13 protein-coding genes are annotated in these 15,228 nt (G+C 70.3%); 12 read left to right on the top strand and 1 reads right to left on the bottom strand.

Annotated elements, in window-relative coordinates; all coding sequences use genetic code 11:
• Positions 1-90 precede the first annotated feature (90 nt).
• The 12 genes from M6I34_RS11615 (at position 91) to M6I34_RS11560 (ending at position 13,052) form a co-directional block, all read left to right on the top strand.
• Positions 91-624, top strand: a complete 534-nt coding sequence (locus M6I34_RS11615; RefSeq protein WP_272485835.1) for a thiamine pyrophosphate-binding protein — start codon at positions 91-93, stop codon at positions 622-624.
• 18 nt (positions 625-642) lie between these two features.
• Positions 643-1,242, top strand: a complete 600-nt coding sequence (locus tag M6I34_RS11610; protein WP_272485834.1) for a thiamine pyrophosphate-dependent enzyme — start codon at positions 643-645, stop codon at positions 1,240-1,242.
• The gene (locus tag M6I34_RS11605) at positions 1,239-2,867 is read left to right on the top strand and encodes a GMC family oxidoreductase (RefSeq protein ID WP_272485833.1); all 1,629 of its coding nucleotides are present in this window, start codon (positions 1,239-1,241) and stop codon (positions 2,865-2,867) included. The genes M6I34_RS11610 and M6I34_RS11605 overlap by 4 nt, the downstream gene beginning before the upstream one ends.
• A 36-nt stretch (positions 2,868-2,903) precedes the next feature.
• Positions 2,904-3,896: a Bug family tripartite tricarboxylate transporter substrate binding protein gene (locus tag M6I34_RS11600; protein WP_272485832.1), complete on the top strand. Its 993-nt coding sequence runs from the start codon at positions 2,904-2,906 to the stop codon at positions 3,894-3,896.
• Positions 3,897-4,185: 289 nt separating this feature from the next.
• Positions 4,186-5,385: a substrate-binding domain-containing protein gene (locus M6I34_RS11595; RefSeq protein ID WP_418953514.1), complete on the top strand. Its 1,200-nt coding sequence runs from the start codon at positions 4,186-4,188 to the stop codon at positions 5,383-5,385.
• A 406-nt stretch (positions 5,386-5,791) separates the two neighbouring features.
• Entirely contained in the window at positions 5,792-6,574 is a 783-nt protein-coding gene (locus M6I34_RS11590) for an ABC transporter ATP-binding protein (protein ID WP_272485831.1), read from the top strand.
• An 8-nt stretch (positions 6,575-6,582) separates the two neighbouring features.
• A complete protein-coding gene (locus M6I34_RS11585) occupies positions 6,583-7,362 on the top strand; it encodes an ABC transporter ATP-binding protein (protein ID WP_272486669.1) in 780 nt (259 codons plus the stop codon).
• Positions 7,359-8,381: a branched-chain amino acid ABC transporter permease gene (locus M6I34_RS11580; protein WP_272485830.1), complete on the top strand. Its 1,023-nt coding sequence runs from the start codon at positions 7,359-7,361 to the stop codon at positions 8,379-8,381. Before M6I34_RS11585 ends, M6I34_RS11580 begins: the two co-directional genes overlap by 4 nt.
• Positions 8,378-9,550, top strand: coding sequence for a branched-chain amino acid ABC transporter permease (locus M6I34_RS11575; protein ID WP_272485829.1), 1,173 nt, complete (start codon positions 8,378-8,380; stop codon positions 9,548-9,550). The genes M6I34_RS11580 and M6I34_RS11575 overlap by 4 nt, the downstream gene beginning before the upstream one ends.
• Complete coding sequence (locus tag M6I34_RS11570) at positions 9,547-10,428, top strand: enoyl-CoA hydratase/isomerase family protein (protein ID WP_272485828.1); 882 nt, start codon at positions 9,547-9,549, stop codon at positions 10,426-10,428. The genes M6I34_RS11575 and M6I34_RS11570 overlap by 4 nt, the downstream gene beginning before the upstream one ends.
• Positions 10,429-10,432: 4 nt before the next feature.
• Positions 10,433-12,175, top strand: coding sequence for an AMP-binding protein (locus M6I34_RS11565; RefSeq protein WP_272485827.1), 1,743 nt, complete (start codon positions 10,433-10,435; stop codon positions 12,173-12,175).
• Between the two features lie 118 nt (positions 12,176-12,293).
• Positions 12,294-13,052, top strand: a complete 759-nt coding sequence (locus tag M6I34_RS11560) for a hemerythrin domain-containing protein (protein WP_272485826.1) — start codon at positions 12,294-12,296, stop codon at positions 13,050-13,052.
• 62 nt (positions 13,053-13,114) lie between these two features.
• Here M6I34_RS11560 and M6I34_RS11555 read toward each other — a convergent pair whose 3' ends face one another.
• The gene (locus tag M6I34_RS11555) at positions 13,115-15,154 is read right to left on the bottom strand and encodes a pyridoxamine 5'-phosphate oxidase family protein (protein ID WP_336254540.1); all 2,040 of its coding nucleotides are present in this window, start codon (positions 15,152-15,154) and stop codon (positions 13,115-13,117) included.
• Between the last annotated feature and the right edge of the window lie 74 nt (positions 15,155-15,228).

The following is a 15,228-nucleotide window of genomic DNA, read 5'->3' as shown; positions in this document are numbered from 1 at the left end:
ACTAGCTATGTGTGCATCACCTTTCACCCTACATTCCGGACAACCGCGCGACGCAAGCGGCGCACCCGGACTGTCAGGAGACTGCTTTCGATGACTGAGTCAAGACCCCCTGCCGCAAGCGGGCGCCGCATCGTGGAGACGTTCGCGCGCTGCGGTATCGATTCGATCACCACGGTGCCGGACTTCGTGCAGCTTTCGGTTCATGCCCACCTGGATCGCGATCCACAGCGGTTCATGGTCACGTACTGCGCGAACGAGAACCAGGCCGTGCACGTGGCAATGGGCCAGTACATAGGCGGACGCAACCCGGCGGTTCTGATGCAGAACCAGGGGCTTCACAACTGCGTGAACTCGCTGCGCGCCTGCGGCCTGGATGCCGGAATGCCCCTGCTCTTCGTCATCGGTCAGTTCGGTCGGGAGTTCGCCAATGTGGGACGTGACGCGCGCAAGTCGGGGCGACGGATAGTCAGCCTCCTGGAACCCGTGCTCGACGCACTGGGTGTTCCGAGCTGGAAGGTCGAGTGCGACGACGACGTGCCTGCGATCGAAGTCGCCTGGCGCTCCGCCGTGCAGCGCATGCAGCCAAGCGCCGTGATCATCGGCAACTACACACTGTGGGACTGAGGGGGCCCGATCATGACCATGACCACCCAACAGGCCTGTCGTGTCGTGCAGCGCGTCCGCGGCGATGCGATCGTCGTTTCCACGATGAGCGCCATGAAGGCCATGGACGAAATCGCCCCTTCCGCGCCCCTGTCCCTCTCGTCGGTGCCGCTGATGGGAGGCGCGGCGGGGCTGGCCCTGGGCCTCGCCCAGACCTGCCCCGGGCGAAAGGTGATCGTCCTGGATGGCGATGCGAGCCTGCTCATGGAAATGGGCGTGCTCGCGACCGTGGCGGGTGCTGCGCCCCGCAACTTCTTCCACTTCGTCTTCGCCAACGGCGTGCAGTTCAACGGCAACTTTCCGCTTGGCATCGCCGGAAACGGCAAGGTCGATTTCGCCGCGGCGGCGCGAGCCAGCGGCTATGCACTCGGGGTGCGGATCGGCAGCGTGGAGAAGCTGGAGCAAGAGATCGCCGCCATTCTCGCGGGGCCCGCGCCAGCGCTCGTGGAGCTGGCGATCGAGCCCTCGCCGGCTTCGCTCGGGCCAGGCAATCCCGGCCCCGAGCAGCCCGACAAGCGCTTCGCCCGGATGGGTGACGAGGCGCGCGCGTTGATCGCAGCACTGGGGGCAAGGAAATGAGCGAGTTCGACGAAAGCGCTGACTTCGTGGTCGTCGGCGCGGGATCCGGCGGCTGCGCACTCGCAGCGCGGTTGGCGGAGCAGGGCCACTCCGTGATGCTCCTGGAGGCCGGAGAGGACGATCGGTGGATCTGGATCCGGATCCCCGCAGGCGTCGCCTACATCCTGCGGGGCGAACGTGCGCTGCGGCGCTTCTTCACCGAGCCGGAGTCGGGCATGAACGGGCGGACCATCTTCTGGCCGCGCGGGAAGGTGATGGGCGGGTCCTCGTCCGTCAACGGCATGATCTGGGTGCACGGCGACCCGGCGGAGTACGACCGCTGGCGCGACGAATTCGATCTTCCGGGTTGGGGCAGCGCCGAGCTCAAGCCGATCTTCCAGGATATCGAGAACTACCTGGGGGATGCCTCGCCGGATCGCGGCCACTCGGGGCCGGTTCCGGTGACCGAGTTCTCACCAAATCAGCCGCTGATGGACGCGTTCCTGGAGGCCTGCGTGGCCGCTGGCATTCCGCACAACCCGGACTACAACGGCAAATCGTACGAAGGTGTCGGCTACCTGCAGTTCAACACCAGGCGAGGCCTGCGCTGGGGCGGCCGCGAGGCCTATCTTCGGCCGCTGCGGCGGGCGCGCAATCTCGATGTTCGTACCGGCGCACTGGCGACGCGTGTCCTGTTCGAAGGTGCGAAGGCGGTGGGCGTCGAGTATCGGCGCGGCGGTCAGACACGGCGTGCGGGCGCTAGGCGGGAGGTGATCCTTGCGGCCGGGGCCATCCAGTCGCCGCAGCTCCTGGAACTGTCTGGCATCGGCAACGCCGAGATCCTGCAGGCGCTCGGTATTCCGGTCGTGCACCACGCGCCCGCCGTGGGCGAGAACCTGCACGACCATCTGCACACGCGCGTGACCTACGAGTGCCGCGGCGCGGTGACGCTCAACCAGATCATGCGCAACCCGCTGCGCAAGGCGGGCATGGCTGCCAGGCTGGCGATGCAGGGCAACGGGCTGATGAGCTGTTCCGGACAGATCATCCACGCTCTGGCGCGCACTTCGCCCGAGCTGCGCCAGCCCGACGTGAAACTGCAGCTGCACTGGCTATCGAGTCCGGATGCGCGGGATCCCAACAAGCTGATCCTGGACGACTTCCCGGGGATCTCCATCGGCACCTTCCCACTCCGCCCCCTGTCCAGGGGCTGGGTGCATGTCCGCTCGACCGATCCAGCCGAGGCGCCTGCGATAAACGCCAACTATCTCGGCTGCGAGGAGGATCGGCGCGCCACGGTCGCCGCGATCGAACTGGCTCGCAAGGTCGCGAGCCAGCCGCAACTCGCGCGCTTTCTGGTGCGGGAGACGCGCCCCGGCCCGGAAAGGCTCAGTGCCGAGGACCTGCTGGCTTACGTCCGGGAGATCGGCCAGACCTCGTATCACCCGGTCGGGTCCTGTCGCATGGGCGGCGATGCCGGGTCGGTCGTGGACGCGCGGCTTCGCGTGCGCGGCGTCGGCGGATTGCGCGTGGCGGATGCCTCGGTCTTTCCCACCATGTGCTCATCCAACACGAATGCTCCGGCGATGGCGGTCGGGGAGAAGGCGGCCGCGCTGATCGCGGAAGACCTGCGCGTTACGCACTGAGTTGACTGTTTCGCGCGATACATGGAGGAGACATCAATGCACAAATCCACGAACCTGCGGCGTTCCCGCCGTCTCGCCTTGTTGCTGCCGCTGACGGCGCTGCTCTGGGGGCCGGCACTACAGGCAGAGGAAAGCTATCCGGCAAGGGCAATCACCATGGTGGTGCCGACGCCGCCCGGAGGAGACACCGACGTCGTGGCCAGGCGGCTTGCCGACGCGATGTCGCAGGCTCTCAAGCAACCGGTAGTGGTTGACAACAAGCCGGGCGCAGGAGGGCAGATCGCCATGCAGCAAGTGGCCGCCGCCAAGCCCGATGGCTACACCATCAGCCTGACGTTTCAGGCTGCGATTGCCCTGGTGCCCCATCTCCGAAAGAAGCCGCCCTATCACCCCGGCAAGGATTTCACCGCCATCGGTCGTTTCGCGACCACCGGCAACGCTTTGCTGGTCGCCGCCGATTCTCCGTATCGCACTCTCGGCGACCTGCTGGAGCGTGCGAAGGCGTCGCCCGGCAAGATGACCTTCGGCTCCTGGGGCATCGGCTCGGGGGGGCACCTCAACGGCGAGGCGCTCAAGGCCGCGGCCGGGGTGGACATCGTTCACGTTCCCTACAAAGGGACCCCCGCGGCGATCGTCGCCTTGATCGGCGGCGAACTCGACATGGCTTTCACCGGCTATGCCATGGCCGTGTCCCAGTCTCGCGCAGGCAAGGTGCGTGTCCTGGCCGTGCCGGCCACGAAGCGATCGCCACACTTTCCCGATGCGCCCACTTTCCGCGAAGCCGGAATCCCCTTCGGGATGGACGGGTGGTTCGGCATCGTTGCGCCGGCCGGCACGCCTAAACCGGTCGTGGAACGGCTCGAGCAGGCGCTTGCCCAAGCGGCCAGAGAGCCCGGCATGGAGGAGCGATTGGCGAGCATGTCGATGACGCTGGCCCCGACGAGTGCCGAAGAGTTCGCACGGATCATCGTGTCCGACTACGAAACCTGGGGGCGCGTCGCGGAGCAGGTCGGGGTCGAGAAGAACTGAGGGGAGGTCGGGCGACCGACCTGGTGTCCCCGGCCTTTGCCGTGCCGTCGCTGACCACAATCCGGACATTCTGAAGGTCGGGGGAAGAGTGTCCGGAAAACATCCAGATCGCGCGATGTATTGTGTCCGGAAATCGTACGGTTTCGCCGCATGATCGCGGGCTTCTCTTCCGTGTTTCTTGTCGATCAACGGCTTGCGGATGGATCGGCGATAGGCACGAACCCTGCTTGATCACGGCCAACGGCTCGTCTCGTGCGGGCCGCCCGATCATCCAGAGGAGACAGCCGAGATGAATCCCCATTCCTTCCTGAAGCAGGCCGCGCGAATCGCGCTGCCGCTGGTCGCCGGCGCGATGCTGGCCGGCCCTGCCGTGGCCAAGGACATCAAGATCGCCCACATCTACTCGAAGACCGGCCCGCTGGAGGCCTACGGCAAGCAGACCGCCACCGGCCTGATGCTGGGCCTGGAGTACGCGACCGGCGGCACGATGACGGTCAACGGCCGCAAGATCGTGGTCATCGAGAAGGACGACCAGGGCAAGCCCGACGTGGGCAAGTCGCTGCTGCAGGCGGCCTACGGTGACGACAAGGTCGACCTGGCCGTGGGCCCGACCAGCTCGGGCGTGGCGCTGGCCATGCTGCCGGTGGCCGAGGAGTACGAGAAGGTCCTGCTGGTGGAGCCGGCGGTGGCCGACTCGATCACCGGCGAGAAGTGGAACAAGTACGTGTTCCGCACCGGCCGCAACTCGTCGCAGGACGCGATCTCCAACGCGGTGGCGCTCGACCACGAGAACGTGCACATCGCCACGCTGGCCCAGGACTACGCGTTCGGGCGTGACGGTGTGAAGGCCTTCAAGGACGCGATCAAGAAGGCGAAGATCGTCCATGAGGAGTACCTGCCGACCAACACCACCGACTTCACCGCCGGCGCGCAGCGGCTGTTCGACGCGCTGAAGGACAAGCCGGGCCGCAAGGTCATCTGGATCATCTGGGCCGGCGCCGGCAACCCGTTCAAGATCGCCGACCTCGACCCCAAGCGCTACGGCATCGAGATCTCGACCGGCGGGAACATCCTGCCGGCGATGGCCGCGTACAAGAACTTCCCAGGCATGGAAGGCGCCACCTACTACTACTTCGACATCCCGAAGAACCCGGCCAACAACTGGCTGATCACCGAGCACTACAAGCGCTTCAAGAGCCCGCCGGATTTCTTCACCGCGGGCGGCATGTCGGCCGGCATGGCGATCGTCGAGGCGCTGAAGAAGACCAACGGCAACACGAAGACCGACACCCTGATCAAGACGATGGAAGGGATGAGCTTCGACACGCCCAAGGGCAGGATGACCTTCCGCAAGGAGGATCACCAGGCGATGCAGTCGATGTATCACTTCAAGATCAAGGTCGACCCGGCGTTCACCTGGGCGGTGCCCGAGCTCGTGCGCGAGATCAAGCCGGAGGAGATGCAGGTGCCGATCCGCAACAAGCGGTGACGCGCTCGGGTTGACGCTTCGTCGCATGCGGTTGGGCGTGGCGGGGCCGGCGGGCGGGGCCGCGCTTCGGCGGGGCGGTCGAGCCGGCCTTCGGCTGCCCTGCGCTGCTCGCCCTCGCGGGCGGCTGCGCAACTCGCCCTCGTCGCGGCGGTCCTGCGGACCTTGCGCCTCGGAGCTCGAACAGTGCTCGCCGACTGCCCCCGCGAGGGCTGTGCTGCTCGGCGGCTCGAAAGCCTCGCCGAAGCGCGAGTCCACGCACCAGCCCTGCGAAGCGTGGGTCGCCATTCGATCGCAATCACCCCTCGCCTTCCGGCTGAATGACTTCCAAGCCGTTACTGCGCCGCAGCTTCATCTCTAGCGCCTTCGGATCTCATTTGCCCGCTGATCTCAATCGAACGCCGATCTCATGACCTTCTCACTCGAGACTCGCGATCTGACCATACGTTTCGGCGGCCACGTGGCCGTCGATTCGGTGTCGTGCGCGTTCCGGCCCGGCACGTTGACGGCGATCGTCGGACCGAACGGGGCGGGCAAGACGACCTACTTCAACTTGATCTCGGGGCAGTTGAAGGCCAGCTCCGGGCGCGTGTTCGTGGGCGGCGACGACATCACTTCCTTGCCGGCGCCCGAGCGCACCGCGCGCGGCCTCGGCCGTGCCTTCCAGCTGACCAACCTGTTCCCGAACCTGTCGGTCATGGAGAACGTGCGCTTGGCGATCCAGGCACGGCGCGGCATGGGGCTGAACCTGTGGTCGATCTGGTCGAACCACCGCGCGCTGATCGCCGAGGCCGAGGCGATCCTGGAGCGGATCTCGCTGACCGCGCGCCGCGATGCGCCGGCGGCCAGCCTGCCGCACGGCGACCAGCGCAAGCTCGAGGTCGGCATCCTGATCGCGCTCGAGCCCACCGTGTTCATGTTCGACGAGCCGACCGCGGGCATGAGCGTGGACGAGGTGCCGGTGATCCTCGACCTGATCCGCGAGATCAAGCGCGACACCACGAAGACCATCCTGCTGGTCGAGCACAAGATGGACGTGGTGCGCGAGCTGTCGGACCGGATCATCGTGCTGCACAACGGCAAGCTGGCGGCCGACGGCGAGCCCGCCGAGGTGATCGCCTCGCCGGTGGTGCAGCAGGCCTATCTCGGCATGGCCGCCGAGGACGAGGAAGAAGCGGAGGCCGCGCGATGAGCGATGCGATGCAGACCGCGCCGGGCGCGGCGGGCAGCGCCGCGGCCACCGCCGCCGCGCCGCTGCTCTCGCTCGCCGGCGTGCACACGCACATCGGCGCGTACCACATCCTGCACGGCGTCGACCTGGACGTGCCGGCCGGCCAGACCACGCTGCTGCTCGGCCGCAACGGCGCCGGCAAGACCACCACGCTGCGCACGATCATGGGCTTGTGGCAGGCCTCCGCCGGCGGGATCGCCTTCGCCGGCGAGGACATCTCGAAGCTCGCCACCCCCGACATCTCGCAGCGGGGCATCGCCTACGTGCCCGAGAACATGGGCATCTTCGGCGAGCTCTCCGTGCGCGAGAACATGGTGCTGGCCGCGCGCGGCGCGCGCCGCGAGGCCGACATCGACCCGGCGCGGCTGCGCTGGATCTTCGGCCTGTTCCCCGCGATGCAGAAGTTCTGGAACCATCCGGCCGGTCTCTTGTCGGGCGGCCAGAAGCAGATGCTGGCCGTGTCGCGCGCGATCGTCGAGCCGCGCAAGCTGATCCTGATCGACGAGCCGAGCAAGGGCCTGGCTCCGTCCATCATCCGCAACATGTTGTCGGCCTTTCGCGAGCTGAAGGCCGACGGCGCGACGATCCTGCTGGTCGAGCAGAACTTCGCGTTCGCGAGCCAGCTCGGCGACACGGTGGCGGTGATGGACGACGGCCGCGTCGTGCACCGCGGGCCGATGGCCGAACTGGCCGGGGACGAGGCGCTGCAGTCGCGCCTGCTGGGCCTTTCACTGGGAGCGCACCAATGAGCGCCGGCGCGAATCAACCGAGCGCGAGCCTGACCGCGAGCGCCGCGCTTCGCGAGCGCCTGCCGCTGCTGCTCGCGCCGGCGCTGGCGCTGGCCGCGCTGCCGCTGGTCGGCAGCCTGTCGAGCTGGGCCACGCTGACCGTGGCCGGCCTGGCCATGGGCATGATCGTCTTCATCATCGCGTCGGGCCTCACGCTGATCTTCGGCCTGATGGACGTGCTGAACTTCGGCCACGGACTGTTCATCGCGCTGGGCGCCTTCGTGGCGATGTCGGTGCTCGGCCCGATGGCTGCGCTGACCACCGCCGACTCGATGCTGCTGAACCTGGTCGCGATCGCGATCGCGATGGTCGTCGCGATGTCGGTAGCTGGCGCGATCGGCTGGGTCTTCGAGCGGGCGATCGTGCGGCCGGTCTACGGCCAGCACCTGAAGCAGATCCTGATCACGATGGGCGGCATGATCATCGGCGAGGAGCTGATCAAGGCGATCTGGGGCCCGCAGCAGATCCCGCTGCCGCTGCCCGAGGGCCTGCGCGGCGCCTGGCTGGTCGGCGACGCGGCGATCGAGAAGTACCGCGTCATCGCGGTCGGCGTGGGCCTGGCCGTGTTCGCGGCGATGCTGTGGGTGCTGGCCCGCACCAAGATCGGCCTGCTGATCCGCGCCGGCGTGCAGGACCGCGAGATGGTCGAGAGCCTCGGCTACCGGATCCGCCGGATGTTCGTCGGCGTGTTCGTGGCCGGCTCGGCGCTGGCCGGCCTGGGCGGCGTGATGTGGGGCCTCTACCAGCAGAACCTGGTGCCGCAGATGGGCGCGCAGGTGAACATCCTGATCTTCATCGTGATCATCATCGGCGGCCTGGGCTCGGTGGGGGGCTGCTTTCTCGGCGCGCTGCTGGTCGGGCTGATGGCCAACTACACCGGCTTCCTGGCGCCCAAGGTCGCGCTGTTCTCGAACATCCTGCTGATGGTGCTGATCCTGCTGTGGCGCCCGCAGGGCCTGTACGCCGGGGGCAAGCAATGATCCGCAGCCTGCTGTCGGCCGACTATCCGCGCAGCCGCATCGTGGCCGCGATGCTGCTGGCCATCGTGGTGCTGCTCGCGCTGGTGCCCTTCGTGTTCCCCGGCGCGCGCTCGATGTCGGTGGCCGCGAAGATCCTGGTCTTCGTGCTGCTGGTGGCCAGCTACGACCTGCTGTTGGGCTACACCGGCATCGTGTCCTTCGCGCACACGATGTTCTTCGGCATCGGCGCCTACGGCGTGGCGATCGCCAGCACCCGGCTCGACGCCAGCTGGGGCGCGCTGGGCGTCGGCATCCTCTGCGCGCTGGCGCTGTCGGCGCTGCTCGCGCTGGTGATCGGCCTGTTCAGCCTGCGGGTCAAGGCGATCTTCTTCGCGATGATCACGCTGGCGGTGGCGAGCGCGTTCCAGACGCTGGCCTCGCAGCTGTCCGAGATCACCGGCGGCGAGGACGGCCTGAGCTTCAGGGTGCCGCGCATGCTGCGGCCCTCGTTCGAGCCCTTCGAGAACCCGATCCTGGGGCTCGACGTCGACGGCCGCGTCATCACCTACTACCTGCTGTTCTTCGCGGTGCTGGCGCTGTTCCTGATGCTGCTGCGGATCGTGAACTCGCCGTTCGGCCGCGTGCTGCAGGCGATCCGCGAGAACGACTTCCGCGCCGAGGCGATCGGCTATCGAACCGTGGTCTTCCGCACCGTGTCCAACGTGCTGGCCGCGCTGTTCGCCACGCTGGCCGGCGCGCTGCTCGCGATCTGGCTGCGCTACAACGGCCCCGACACCTCGCTGTCTTTCGAGATCATGCTCGACACGCTGCTGATCGTGGTGATCGGCGGCATGGGCACGATGTACGGCGCGGTGATCGGCAGCGCGCTGTTCGTGTTCGCGCAGAGTTACCTGCAGGACTTCATGGCCTGGATCGCCGGCGGCCTCGAGGGCGTGCCGCTGCTGGCCGCGCTGTTCTCGCCCGACCGCTGGCTGCTGTGGCTGGGCCTGCTGTTCGTGCTGTCGGTCTACCACTTCCCGACCGGAATCGTGGGCCGGCTGCGGGCGCGCGCGATCGAGCGCGCGGTCCGCGCGGGCGCGGGCGATGGCGGGGCGGGACCGGGCGGTGGCGGGGCGGGACCGGGCGATGGCGGGGCGGGACCGGCCGCGCCGGGACGGAGCGAAGCGTGAGCGCCCGCCGAGCGCTGGTCAGGGTCGAGCACGCCGGCCCGGTCGCCACGCTCACGCTGGCCCGGCCCGCGATGCACAACGCGCTGGTGCCCGACCTGCTGCTCGACCTGTGCGTGGCGCTCGAGCAGACAGGGCGACGCGCCGACACGCGCGCCGTGGTGCTCGCCGCCGAGGGCGAGGCCTTCTCGATCGGTGGAGACATGCGCCGCTTCGCCGCCGAGATGGCCGGTCCCTCGCTGCAGACCTACGCTGCCGAGCTGGTGGGCCTTCTGAACCAGGCGGTGCTCGCGCTGCTGAAGCTGCCGCAGCCGGTGGTGGCCGCGGTGCACGGCCACGTCACCGGCGGCTCGCTGGGGCTGGTGCTGGCCTGCGACCTGGCGGTGATGGCCGAGCACGCGGTCTTCAAGGCGCACTACGCGACCGCCGGCTTCACGCCCGACGGCGGCTGGACCGCGCTGCTGCCCCGGCTGGTGGGCGCGCGCCGCGCCGCCGCCTGCCTGCTGCTGAACCGCAGCGTGAGCGCGCCGCAGGCGCTGGACTGGGGCATCGTCAACGAGTTGGCGCCGGCGGCCGAGGTGCCCGATGCCGCCCGGCGGCTCGCCGAGAGGGTGGCCGGCGCGCCGGTCGTCACGATGCGCGAGTCCAAGCGCCTGCTGCGCGGCCCCGAGGCGGCGCTCGCCGGCATCGAGGCCGCGCTCGAGGAAGAGCGCCAGCGCTTCGTCGCCGCGATCGGCGAGCCGGCAGCGCACCAGGGCGTCGCCGGCTTCCTGCGCAGCTTCGGCGGCTACCCCGACGATCGCCCCGGCCGGGCCGCGAGGCTTGCGGCCGGCGCGGGCGGCTCCGCCGGCCGAGGGGCGCCGATCGAGGGAACGGGCTGAGCCGATGTTCGTCGTCGACTGGCTGCACAAGCAGGCGCAGCACCACCCGGACAAGCTCGCGCTGGTCGACAGCGCGAGCGGCCGCGCGCTGAGTTACCGGCAGTTCGACGAGCGCGCGAGCCGCTTCGCGCAGTGGGTCCTCGAGCGCTGGCGGTTGTCTCCGGGCGACCGGGTGGCGGTGCTCGCGCGCAACGGGCCCGAGTACCTCGAGATGCTGTACGGCTGCGCCAAGGCCGGCGTCGTGATGGTCTGCCTGAACTGGCGGCTGCCGGCCGCCGAGCTGGGCCCGATTCTCGACGACGCGGCGCCCGCCGCCTTCGTTTGCGACGAGGGCTTCCTCGACGTGGCCCGCGCGCTGTTCGGGCGACCGGGGCCGACGCAGGGCGATCCGGCGCAGGGCGGTCCAGCGCGGGACGAACCGGCGCGGGACGAACCGGCCCGGGACGGCCAGGCGCCGACGCGCGCGGCACTGCCGGGCCTGGTCCTCTCGCCGGCTCCGGCTGCGCATGAGCCGGCGACAGCCGCGCAGGTTGCCGCGACCGTTGCCGGCCTCGAATGGCCCGACTACGAGTCGGCGCTCGCCGCCGCCGGCGCACGCGTCGTCGAGATGCCCACCCGGCCGATGGACGAGCCCTGGTACCTGCTCTACACCTCGGGCACGACCGGCCGCCCCAAGGGCGTGATCCAGACCTACGGAATGAGCTTCTTCAACGCGGTCAACGCGATGCTCGCGACCGGCCTGTCGGGCCGCGACGTGCTGCTCGCCGCGCTGCCCTTCTTCCACACCGGCGGGCTGAACCTCTACGCGAACCCGATCATCCACGCAGGCGGCACCGTCGTCGTGATGCGCGACTTCGACGCGGGCGAGGCGATCCGCTGGCTGGACGGCAAGGGACGGGACGCGGCCGGCAGTGACGAGCGCGCCGAGGCGCCGGCGGATCCCGGCGACGGCCCGGCGCGCCGCCCGCTGCCGATCACCCAGTTCCTGGGCGTGCCAGCCCTGTACCTGTTCATCGCGCAGCACCCCGGCTTCGGGCAGGCGCGCTTCGAGGCGATGCGCCACTGGTCGGCCGGCGGCTCTCCGATGCCGCTCGCGCTGCTCGAGACCTGGTCCGCTAAGGGCATCACGATCTGCTTCGGCTTCGGCATGACCGAGACCGGCCCCACCGTGTTCATCCCCGACGAAGCCACGGCCCGCGCGAAGCCCGGCAGCGTCGGCAAGCCGGTCGGCTCGATGCTGGCCCGCGTCGTCGACCGCGACGGCCGCGACTGCGGACCCGGCGAGCGCGGCGAGCTGCTGGTGCGCGGGCCGGGCGTCACGCCGGGCTACTGGCGCAACCCGCAGGCCACGGCCGAGGCGCTGCGCGACGGCTGGCTGCACACCGGCGACGTCGCGTACTTCGACGAGGACGGCGACTACTGGATCGTCGATCGCCTGAAGGACATGTTCGTGTCCGGCGGCGAGAACGTGTATCCGGCCGAGGTCGAGAACCTGCTGTACCGGATGCCCGGCGTGGCCGAGGCAGCGGTAATCGGCGTGCCCGACCCGCGCTGGGTCGAGGTGGGCCTGGCGGTGATCGTGCCGGCCGCGGGCGCCCGGCTCAGCGAGGACGCGGTGCGCGAGCACTGCCGGGCCCAGCTGGCCGGCTACAAGGTGCCGAAGCACGTGCGCTTCGTCGACGCGCTGCCGCGCACGCCGGCCGGCAAGGTCGAGAAGCCGGCGCTGCGCGCGCGCTTCGCCGCTTAAGGAACTCTTACGAAGCGCTGAGCCAATTCTTAAGAGCGGCGCCGCGCGCGTCTTCCTAGACTTCCTTCCATCGCGATTGCGCGATCACGATCCCAACGATCAACGAAGGAAGACACAAATGGACCAGGCCGCTTTCGAACCCGCCCTCGCCGATGCGTCGCAGGCCGGGCGCTTCGACCTCTACGTGAACATCCACAAGGCGCTCCGCCTGTACATGACCGACACGCTGGCCCGCGTGGGGCGGATGGACCCCGCCGACGACGGCGAGCGCGCCGGCGCGATCGGGCAGCTGCGCGACCTGCTCGAGATCTGCGACCTGCACATCGAGGACGAGAACCGATTCGTGCACACCGCGCTCGAGGCGCGCAGGCCCGGCAGCGCTGCGCACAACGCCGACGACCACGTGTCGCACGGCCAGGCGATCGCCGCGCTGCGCCGCGACGCCGCGGTGCTCGAGCAGGCCGGCCCGGCCGATCGCGCGCAGGCGGCGCTGGCGCTGTACCGCCGGCTCGCGCTGTTCGTGGCCGAGAACCTCGAGCACATGCACTACGAGGAAACGCGGCTGATGCCGATCCTGTGGGCCGAGTACTCCGACGCCGAGCTGCTCGGGATCGAGCACGCGATCGTCGCGTCGATCCCGCCGATGCTGATGGCGCGCGCGCTGAACTGGTTCATGCCCGCGCTGCCGCACGGCGATCGCGTGGCGATGCTGTCGGGCATGCGCGAGGGCGCCCCGCGCGAGGCCTTCGAGGGCGCGCTCGCGATCGCGCGCGACCGGCTTCCCGCCGGCGACTGGACGCGGCTCGCGGCGGCGCTCGGCCTGCCGTCGGCGCCGGTCGGCGCGCATCCGGGGCTGCGGCTCGCCGAGCGCTGGTGAGCCCGCGGCGGCGCGTGCCTGCATGGCCGCGCGCCGCCGCCCGGTGCCGGCGCGCGACGGGTTCAGCCGACCTGTTGCAGCACGAGCGGCCGCTCCACGCGCAGGCAGAAGCGCCCGCGCCCGCTCTTCTCGATCCGCACGCAGGCCTTGCGCTCGACGAGCCGGCGCTGCAGCAGCACCAGCCGCGCCTCCAGGTTGTCGCCGATCTCGGGCAACGGGATGCGCGGGTCGAGCCGCAGCTCGCGGTTGCTGAAGGCGGTCCGGCCGGTGACCGTGTGCTCGGACACCAGCGCCCACAGGATCGCCCCGGCCACGCCCTTGATCAGGTAGTCGCCGTCGAGGAACACGCTGTGGTCGGCGGGGTAGTGGCGCACGGTGACCGGCTCGCCTGTGGCCGCGGCCGGCTCGCAGGCGGCGCTGGCCGTGCCGTCGCGTCCGGCGGCCGCGCGGTCGGGAGAGGCCGGACCCGGCTGTGCCGCCGGGCCGTGGGCCGCGTCGAGGTCGTCGCGCTGCTGCAGCACGTGCATCGTCTGGCCGACCAGCGCGGCCAGAGTGGCCAGCGCGTCCTCGTCGTCGTAGCCGAAGCGCAGGTCCTCGGTGCTCTCGACCAGCAGCGCGCCCACCGTGTCGCCGGCCATCCGGATCGGCACCGCCAGCTGGCTGCGCGGCGCGACCAGGCCGGGGAAGGGGATCTCGGTCTCGAAGGCGCCGGCCAGGCCCTCGCGGGCGGCCGCTTCGCGGATCGCGCGGCCGTAGGCATAGGCCGAGGTCAGGCGCGACAGCCGGATCGGCGTGCCCTCCTTCACCGCCACGCCGACCACGCCCGCCCCGAGCGGCACCTCGGAGCCGACGCCCGAGGCCGGGTAGCCGCGGCTCGCGACCGTGTACAGCCGGCCGGCCGCGCGGTCGAGCAGCAGCAGCATCGAGTGCTCGATCCGCAGGTGCTCGTGCAGCGCGGCGAGCGTCTCGTCGAGCAGCGCGTGCAGGTCGGCGCAGGCCACGATCCGCGCCGCGGCGGCCCGTAGCGCGGCCAGGCGGCTCGGGCCCTCGGCCAGGCCGGTCGGCTCGCCGTGCGCCACCGCCAGCGCCTCGACCCGGTAGACGTCGGCGCCCAGCAGGCGGAACACGTCGGCCATGCCGGCGTGCGAGGCGACGCTCTCGAGCATCGCCCGCATGTGCTCGAACAGCGGCCCCGCTGTCTCGGTGCGCAGGTAGCGCAGCGTCAACCGGTACATCGCGCCGTGCGCGGGGTCGATCACGATCAGCCGCGCGCGCGGATTGGCCAGCACGTTGGCGCGGGTCTTGTTGAAGAACTGGAAGGACAGCGCCACGTGCCCTTCGTCCACGTACTGCACCTGAGACAGGTAGCTCACGTTCGGCGTGCCGTCGGGCGCGCAGGTCGCGATCACGCCCGGCGTCGCGCCTTCCAGGCAGTGGCGGATCGCGCCGAGGCTCGGGGCGGGGCGGGGGCCGCGGGCGGGCGTCGCGGAAGCGGCGGCGGCCGGGACCGATGCCGGCAGGCCGGGCGCGGACGCAGGCACCGACTCCAGCGCGGGCACCCGCGCGCCGGGCGCGGGCCCGCCGTTCGCGTCCCGGCGCGGAGCGCCGACGGGCCGCGGTCCTGCCGTAGCGATGGCGGCCCCGGCGCGCGGTCCGGGCGTCTGCTCGAAGGCGCTGTCCGCAGCGAGGCGCAGCGCGACCAGGTCCTGCGGGTCGAAGTGCAGCAGCCCCTGCGCGAAGCGCTCGTCGAAGCCGATCTTCGCCAGGTCGCGAAACATCGCGTCGCGGCGCTGCCGCACCAGCGCGAGATCGGCCGGCGCGGCCGGCGCCGCCGACAGGGCGCGCCCCTTCAGCTGCAGCGTGCGGTGCGTGGAAGGCTGGCTGAAGACGACCGCGACCGCGTCGCTGTCGCGCAGGTTCGCCAGCACCGAGGCCCCGTCGGCGCCCGACAGGAACACGGTGAGCTCGCCCGAGGGTTCGATTCGCGCGGCCAGCGCGCGCACCAGGTCGGGCATCAGCGCGCGGTCGCGCGAGGCCACCGACACGCCGACGCCGCCCTCGATCAGCGCAAGGTGTTCGGGTTGGAGGAGGGAGCGGGTCACGTTGGCCGGATCATTCGAAAGGCGCAATCATCCGCCCGGGTCGGCATGGCGGCAAGCGCCGTGCGGGAACACGT

Origin of the sequence: Zeimonas sediminis, assembly GCF_023721795.1 — a bacterium.
Classification (GTDB): domain Bacteria; phylum Pseudomonadota; class Gammaproteobacteria; order Burkholderiales; family Burkholderiaceae_E; genus Zeimonas; species Zeimonas sediminis.
Note: the sequence above shows the minus strand (reverse complement) of the source record. Positions and strands in the feature narration are given on the sequence as shown.

Coding starts and splice junctions, on each gene's coding strand:
- M6I34_RS11615 (WP_272485835.1), top strand. CDS start 91: ATGACTGAGTCAAGACCCCCTGCCGCAAGCGGGCGCCGCATCGTGGAG.
- M6I34_RS11610 (WP_272485834.1), top strand. CDS start 643: ATGACCACCCAACAGGCCTGTCGTGTCGTGCAGCGCGTCCGCGGCGAT.
- M6I34_RS11605 (WP_272485833.1), top strand. CDS start 1,239: ATGAGCGAGTTCGACGAAAGCGCTGACTTCGTGGTCGTCGGCGCGGGA.
- M6I34_RS11600 (WP_272485832.1), top strand. CDS start 2,904: ATGCACAAATCCACGAACCTGCGGCGTTCCCGCCGTCTCGCCTTGTTG.
- M6I34_RS11595 (WP_418953514.1), top strand. CDS start 4,186: ATGAATCCCCATTCCTTCCTGAAGCAGGCCGCGCGAATCGCGCTGCCG.
- M6I34_RS11590 (WP_272485831.1), top strand. CDS start 5,792: ATGACCTTCTCACTCGAGACTCGCGATCTGACCATACGTTTCGGCGGC.
- M6I34_RS11585 (WP_272486669.1), top strand. CDS start 6,583: ATGCAGACCGCGCCGGGCGCGGCGGGCAGCGCCGCGGCCACCGCCGCC.
- M6I34_RS11580 (WP_272485830.1), top strand. CDS start 7,359: ATGAGCGCCGGCGCGAATCAACCGAGCGCGAGCCTGACCGCGAGCGCC.
- M6I34_RS11575 (WP_272485829.1), top strand. CDS start 8,378: ATGATCCGCAGCCTGCTGTCGGCCGACTATCCGCGCAGCCGCATCGTG.
- M6I34_RS11565 (WP_272485827.1), top strand. CDS start 10,433: ATGTTCGTCGTCGACTGGCTGCACAAGCAGGCGCAGCACCACCCGGAC.
- M6I34_RS11560 (WP_272485826.1), top strand. CDS start 12,294: ATGGACCAGGCCGCTTTCGAACCCGCCCTCGCCGATGCGTCGCAGGCC.